6 protein-coding genes are annotated in these 7,116 nt (G+C 70.8%); 1 reads left to right on the forward strand and 5 read right to left on the reverse strand.

Features of this window, described 5'->3' with window-relative positions; all coding sequences use genetic code 11:
* The 4 genes from MJ783_RS10755 to MJ783_RS10770 all read right to left on the reverse strand — a co-directional run.
* On the reverse strand, positions 1-126 hold a 126-nt coding region (locus MJ783_RS10755; protein ID WP_239310275.1), incomplete at its 3' end, for an NAD-dependent epimerase/dehydratase family protein.
* Between the two features lie 68 nt (positions 127-194).
* Entirely contained in the window at positions 195-1,640 is a 1,446-nt protein-coding gene (gene sucB, locus MJ783_RS10760) for a 2-oxoglutarate dehydrogenase, E2 component, dihydrolipoamide succinyltransferase (RefSeq protein WP_239310255.1), read from the reverse strand.
* Between the two features lie 157 nt (positions 1,641-1,797).
* The gene (gene lpdA, locus MJ783_RS10765) at positions 1,798-3,180 is read right to left on the reverse strand and encodes a dihydrolipoyl dehydrogenase (RefSeq protein WP_239310256.1); all 1,383 of its coding nucleotides are present in this window, start codon (positions 3,178-3,180) and stop codon (positions 1,798-1,800) included.
* A gap of 134 nt (positions 3,181-3,314) precedes the next feature.
* Positions 3,315-4,931 carry a leucyl aminopeptidase gene (locus tag MJ783_RS10770; protein ID WP_239310257.1) on the reverse strand — a complete coding sequence of 539 codons (1,617 nt, stop codon included), beginning with the start codon at positions 4,929-4,931 and terminating at the stop codon, positions 3,315-3,317.
* A 166-nt stretch (positions 4,932-5,097) separates the two neighbouring features.
* Here MJ783_RS10770 and gcvT point away from each other — a divergent pair, with 166 nt between their 5' ends.
* The gene (gene gcvT, locus MJ783_RS10775; protein WP_239310258.1) at positions 5,098-6,204 is read left to right on the forward strand and encodes a glycine cleavage system aminomethyltransferase GcvT; all 1,107 of its coding nucleotides are present in this window, start codon (positions 5,098-5,100) and stop codon (positions 6,202-6,204) included.
* An 80-nt stretch (positions 6,205-6,284) separates the two neighbouring features.
* Here the strand turns inward: gcvT and MJ783_RS10780 are convergent, their stop codons facing one another.
* A complete protein-coding gene (locus MJ783_RS10780; RefSeq protein WP_239310259.1) occupies positions 6,285-7,100 on the reverse strand; it encodes an adenosylcobinamide-GDP ribazoletransferase in 816 nt (271 codons plus the stop codon).
* Between the last annotated feature and the right edge of the window lie 16 nt (positions 7,101-7,116).

The following is a 7,116-nucleotide window of genomic DNA, read 5'->3' on the forward strand; positions in this document are numbered from 1 at the left end:
GTAGATCTCCAGGCTGTTCCGCGGCGGCCGGCGGACGAGGGCGCGCACAGTATGCCCGCCGCCGCGCAGGGCCGGGACAAGCGCGGAGCCGATCAGACCGGTGGTACCGGTAACAGCGATGTTCACTGGTCGGATTCTTGCCTGTCCGTGGTGGGCCGGCGAGGCGGGCCCACCACGGATGCCGGCAGCTGATCCTACTGGCCCAGTTCGGCCTCGAACGCGCCTTCCTCCAGCCGGCGGCGGACGGCGGTGAGGAAACGAGCCGCGTCGGCGCCGTCGACGATCCGGTGATCGTAGGTGAGCGCGAGGTACACCTTCGACCGCACCGCGATGATTTCGCCCAGTTCGGGGTCATCCACGACGGCAGGCCGCTTGACCACGGAACCGGTGCCGAGGATGCCGACCTGAGGCTGGTTGATGATCGGCGTGTCGAACAGGGCGCCACGGCTGCCGGTGTTGGTCAGCGTGAAGGTACCGCCGCCCAGCTCGTCCGGTGACACGCGGTTGTCCCTGGTTCGGGTTGCCAGATCGTCGATCTTGCGTGCCATGCCGGTGAGGTTGAGATCCCCGGCGTGGTGGATGACCGGGACGAGCAGCCCCCGGTCGGTGTCCACCGCGATGCCCAGGTGCTCGGTGTCGTAGTAGGTGATCGTCCCCTGCTCGACGTTGACGCTGGCGTTGAGGTTCGGGTACTCCCGCAACGCTGCGCAGACGGCGACCGCGAAGAACGGCAGGAAGGAGAGCTTGACGCCTTCCCGTGCCTCGAACGCGGCCTTCGCGCGGTCCCGCAGACGGGCCACGCGGGTGACGTCGGCTTCGACAACCGTGGTGAGCTGGGCACTGACCTGTAGGGACTCGACCATCCGCTGCGCAATGACCGATCGCAGCCGCGACATCTTCTCCGTGCGGCCGCGCAGTGAAACCGGCGCGGGAGCCGGCACTGGCGACACGGACGGCACTGGCGACACGGACGCCGGGGCCGCCGCCACGGCCCGTGCCGGTGCCACCGCTGGAGCCGGCGTTACCGCCGGAGCCGGAGCCGGAGCGGTGGGCGTGGCGGCCGCATCGGCCGGTGTGCGCGCGGCGTCGATGACGTCCTGCTTGCGGATACGGCCGCCGATACCCGTACCCGTCACCGCGGACAGGTCCACATCGTGCTCGGCCGCGAGCCGCCGGACCAGCGGGGTGACGTAGGCCCCGAGCGAGCCGTTGCCGTTGGCCGGGGTTTCGCCGGCCTGGGCCGGCGTGAACTCCTGGGCCGGAACGGCCGCCGGGGGTGTCCGGGCCGCCACCGGCGCGGGAGCCGGGGGTACCGGAGGCGGTGGCGTGACGGCTACGGCAGGCGCGGGTGTCTGGCCAGTGGAGGCCGCCAGGTCTTGGCGCGCGCCCTGCCCCGCTGCCGCACCCTCGTCGATGACGGCAAGCTCGACGCCGACCTCGACCGTCTCGTCCTCGGCGACTCGGATGGCGCTGATCACGCCGGAGGCGGGCGCTGGGATCTCGGTATCGACCTTGTCCGTACTGACCTCGAGAAGCGGCTCGTCAGCCTCGACGCGCTCGCCTTCCTTTTTCAGCCAGCGGATGACGGTGCCCTCGGACACGCTCTCACCCAGACGGGGCATCGTGACGGACACAGACATGGGGTAGGACTCCTTCGTGGCGTCCGGCCGACCGTGGGCGACGGGGAGTGGCCGCAAACGCTGTGGGCCTGTCAGTAACTGGTCTGCTTAAGGCGACGCGATCATGATTCTCTCGCGCCGCCACCGGCTTTGGACGTAGTGGACTTGGTTGTGGGAGTTAGTTGTGGGAGTGCAGTGGTTTGCCGGCGAGGGCGAGGTGAGCCTCGCCGATCGCCTCCGACAGGGTCGGATGCGGGTGGATGAGCTGGGCGACGTCGGTGGCGGTGGCCTCCCAGTTGGTGATGAGCTGGGCTTCGGCGATCAGTTCGCCGACTCGGTCACCCACCATGTGGATGCCCACCACCGGTCCGTCGGGCAGAGCGACCAGCGTCACGGCACCCGCGGTCTGGAGGATCTGCGCCTTGCCGTTGCCCGCGAGGTCGTAGGTGTGCGTCACGATCTCGCCGTACAGCTCGGTGGCCCTGGCCGACGTCAGACCCACCGACGCCACCTCGGGCGAGGAGTAGGTGACCCGCGGGACGTTGTCGTAGTCGACGTGCGCGGGGCTCAGCCCGGCGAGGCTCTCCGCGAGGAAGATGCCCTCGGCGAATCCGACGTGGGCGAGCTGGAGCCCCGGCCGCAGGTCGCCGATTGCGGAAACGGTCGGCACGTTCGTCCGTAGCTGATGGTCGACGAGGACGAAGCCGCGGTCCATCGCGATGCCGACCTCGTCGTAGCCGAGCCCTTCGGAGACCGGACCGCGCCCGACCGCGACGAGCAGCACTTCGGCTTCGATGGTCGTTCCGTCCTCCAGGGACACCGTGACACCCGCGTCGGTACTCTTCACACCGGCGAACCGGGCACCCAGATGCTGTTTGACGCCGCGGCGGCGCAACGCCCGCTCCAACAGCTTGGAGCTGGACTCCTCCTCCAACGGGACCAGATGTGGCAGCGCCTCGACGATCGAGACGTCAGCGCCGAAGGAACGCCATACCGAGGCGAACTCGCAGCCGATCGCGCCAGCGCCGAGAACCACGGCGGACGCCGGTACGCGGTCGAGCGCCAGGGCGTCGTCGCTGGTGATCACTTGGCGATGGTCGATTTCCAGGCCAGGCAGTGACTTCGACCGGGAGCCGGTTGCGAGCACCACATGGCGGCCGGAGATGACCCGGTCGCCCACGGCGACGGCGGTGGGGGAGACCAGCCGTCCGTGCCCTTCGACGATCTCGATGCCGCGGCCCTTCACCAAGCCGGTGAGGCCGCGGTAGAGCTTGCTGACCACCGAGTCCTTGTAGGCATTGACTTTTGCTATATCGATTCCGTCGAAGGTTGATCGGATTCCGTAATTCTCGCTTTCGCGGATATTGTCCGCGATCTCCGCTGAGTGCAGCAGTGCCTTGGTTGGAATACACCCGCGGTGCAGGCAGGTGCCACCCAGCTTGTCCTGCTCGATCAAAACGACTTCCTGACCGAGCTCGGCGGCACGCAGGGCCGCGGCGTAACCGCCGCTACCACCACCGAGGATGACAAGGTCTACGGGACCGGCCGCAGAGTCCACCACGCCAGGCGTCCCTTCTCGTTGACTGGTTGGGATGGGTTCAGTCTTTCATGCCACGGGACGGATGCATCGCACGTCCCGGCAACTGTGGCCCATGACGCCGGGTATTCTTCCGCGCCACTTCCGTTCGTCGCTCGCTACTCGCTGGTAGTTTGTTCGCCCGGCTCGGCGTGGGGCGCTGGCGCCGCGGAGATGTTCGCCGCGGAGATGTTCTCGGCCAGCTGGAGCAGGGTTCGTACTATCACACCGGTACCGCCCTTCGGGGTGTGACCGTATGGTTCGCCCGCGTTCCAGGCCGGCCCGGCCATATCGATATGTGCCCACGGCATGTGATCGGGCACGAAGGCGCTCAGGAACTGCGCGGCCACCAGCATGCCGCCATCCCGGTTGCCGCTGCCGATGTTGGCAAGGTCCGCGATGGCCGACTCGAGCACCTTGCGCAGCTCCGGCGGCAGCGGCATCGGCCACACCGCCTCACCGGCGGCGCGGGCCGCGGCGACGACTTGTCCCACCGCGTCGTCACGGCCCATCACACCGCTGGTGCGCTGGCCCAGCGCCACGATCTGCGCACCGGTGAGCGTCGCGACGGTCACAATGAGGTCGGGGGAGTCCTGCGCGGCACGGGCGATGGCGTCACCGAGCACCAGCCGTCCCTCGGCATCGGTGTTGAGAACCTCGACCCGGGTGCCGCCTCGCAGGGTGAGGACGTCGCCCGGCCGGATCGCCTCCCCGGACGGCATGTTCTCGGCCAGCGGTATCCATGCGCTGACGCTGACCGCCAGGTTCAGCCGGGCGGCGGCGATGACAGCGGCGAGCACGCTGGCCGCGCCGGCCATGTCGGTCTTCATCCACTCCATCGCGCTCGCGGGTTTCAGGGACAGGCCGCCGGAGTCGAAGGTGATTCCCTTGCCGACGAAGGTCAGCGCGGGCGGGCTGGCCGGGTCCGTACCAGCGGGCCGCCAGCTGAGATGGACCAGCCTCGGCGGGTTCACCGATCCCTGGCCGACCCCGAGGATCCCGCCGAACTCGCCGTCGGCCAGCGCCTTCTCGTCGAGTACCGCGACGGCCACACCGGCCTCGGCGGCCCGCCGGGCCGCGATCTCGGCGAATTCCGCGGGCGGCAGGTGCCCAGGCGGTGTGTTGACGAGATCCCGGGCCAGCGCGACCGCGTCCACGGACACGGCGGCCCGGCGCACGGCGTCCTGGGCGGCGGCCTCGGACGGGCCGTCCACGACGAGCGTGATCTCCTGGACCGGAGGACGCCGGTCGCCCAGGGAAGCAGCCCGGAAGGTGTCGAAGGAGTAGGCGCCGAGCAGCGCACCTTCGGCGACCGCCCGTAGCTGGCCTGTTCCGGGCGGGCCGGCGGCCAGGGCGAGGGTGGTCGCGACGCGGGCGGTGCCGGCCAGCGCCCGCGTCGCGGCGCCCGATGCTCTGCGCAGCGTCTCGTGGTCGACGTCGATCCCGCCGCCAGCGCGATCACGGTCACCGGCGGCCGGCCCGGCTGGCCCGAGGCCGACCGCGACCACGGTGGGGAAGGGCAGGATGCCGAGCGTGGCGAAACGGACGAGGTCACCTGCCTTTCCGGTCGCGCCGAGGCTGGCCAGCACCTGGGCGAGGCGGCCGCCGAGGGCCGCGTCCAGCGTTTCGGCACCACCCAGCGGCATCGGCCCGTCCGCGCTCGCCGCGATACCTATCACCAGCGCGTCGGTGTCGAGGTCCAGCACGGATGATGTCGTCACGGCAGTCACGGTCATGCCGAGAGACTACGGAACACCGCGGGAGAGGCTGTCACAGCAGGGGACGCTGCCCCGCCGGACGCCCCGTCCGCGAGGCCGGGGCCCCGCACCGTGCCGCGGGCGGGGCGCGGGGCTAGTCCTGTCTTCCGCACGTGCGTGCGGAAGACAGGACTAGCCTGCGAGCATGGGCGAACTGTCGCGGTCGGCGCTGCACGATCGGCACATGGCGCTGGGCGCCAAGCTGGCCGACTTCGGCGGCTGGGAGATGCCCATCGAGTATCCCCGCGGGGGCGTCCTGAAGGAACACGCGGCGGTCCGGTCGGCCGTCGGGATCTTCGACGTCAGCCACCTCGGCAAGGCCCGGGTACACGGCCCGGGAGCGGCGGCTTTCGTGAACTCCGTTCTTACCAATGATCTCTCTCGGATCGCTCCCGGCCGGGCCCAGTACACGTTGTGCTGCGATGAGGAGAGCGGCGGTGTGGCCGACGATCTTATTGCGTACCTGTACGCCGACTCCGAGGTCTTTCTCGTCCCCAATGCGGCCAACACCGTGGACGTCGTCCGCCGGCTCGCCGCCGCCGCACCGCCCGGCGTGGCCGTCGACAATCTGCACACGGCCTTCGGGATAGTCGCTGTGCAGGGCCCGCGCTCGGCGGAGCTGATGTCGTTGCTGGGCCTGCCCACCAGCGGGGCCTACATGAGTTTCGTCCGGGCCAGCTGGCCGGGTGCCGGTACAGAGGTGATCGTGTGCCGGTCGGGCTACACCGGTGAACATGGTTTCGAGCTCGTGTCCCGGTGGGCGGACACGCCCGCGCTGTGGGACGCGCTGACCGCCGCGGGCGCCCCGCTCGGAGCCCTGCCCTGTGGGCTCGGCGCCCGCGACACCCTGCGGACCGAGATGGGCTATCCGCTGCACGGCCAGGACCTGTCGACATCGATCACTCCGGTGCAGGCCCGGGTGGATTGGGCGGTGGGCTGGGGCAAGCAGCGGTTCTGGGGCCGGGATGCGCTGCTGGCGGAGCGCGCCACCGGCCCGGCGCGGCTGCTGTGGGGGCTGCGCGCCACCGACCGGGGCATTCCACGGCCGCACATGACGGTGTACGGCCCAGCGGGGGCGCCCGTGGGCGAGGTCACCACCGGGACGTTCTCGCCGACGCTGCGGACAGGTATCGGGCTCGCCCTGATCGACCGCACCGTCGGCGAGGGCGACACCGTCCAGGTGGACGTGCGCGGCCGGCTGTCGACGATGGCGGTTGTGCGGCCGCCGTTCGTCCCGGCCTCCCCTCGGTGAGCCGGGCGCGGCCCGCGCCCGCGGCCATGGCGCCGAGGTGAGCCCCGTCTTGCGAACGAGCGTTCCCACGGCGGCGACCACTAGCGCAGACCGAGGTGGATCCGCGGGCCCGCGGGGATGTTCAGGGTCATGAACATCAGCGTGACCGTCGCCGTGACCTCGATGAGGGCGCCGAGCACATCCCCGGTGATACCGCCGAGGTAGCGAACCAGGAAGCGCCGCAGCAGCCAGCCCGCGGCCGTCCCGGCGGCGACGGCGGTCACCGCGTGGACCGCGCGGCCGGCATCCCCGCCGTCGATGTCGAAGCGTCCGGCCAAGGCCGCGAGGACAACCACCGCGGCGGCGGAGCAGGCTGCTTGCCACGGCTGTACCGAGCGGGCGACGAGAGCGCCGAGCCCGGTCGGGTGCGCCGCCGGCGCGCGGACGCAGGCGAGTGTCGCCGCGAGCCGCCCGGTCATGGCGGCCACCACGATCGACACCGTGCCCCGGTGTTCACTGATCGTCAGGGACAGCGCGCTGACCTGGATGAGCACCGCGAACACCAGGGCCAGCGTGCCGAAGGCGCCGAGCCGGGAGTCGCGCATCGCGGCCAGGGCGCGTTCCCGGCCGGCGCCGAACCCGTCGGCCACGTCAGCGAGCCCGTCCAGGTGCAGGCCCCGGGTCAGCAAGGTCAGCGTGGCGATCCCCACGGCGGCCGGGAGCAGGGTCTCCGGCGGCTGGCCGGGCGTCTTCGTGACGATCCTCATGCTGACCACGGCCAGGGCGGTGACAACACCGAGGACGAGGCCGACCAGCGGCGCGATCGCCATGGCGCGTCCCATGGCGCGCCGGTCGATGGCGACCGGCCCGCGTACGGGCAGTACGGACAGCAGGGAGAAGATCGTTCGAATCGGCACCGCTCAGGTGGCGGTC

Source organism: Protofrankia sp. Cj3, from assembly GCF_917627355.1.
Taxonomy (GTDB): Bacteria; Actinomycetota; Actinomycetes; order Frankiales; family Frankiaceae; genus Protofrankia.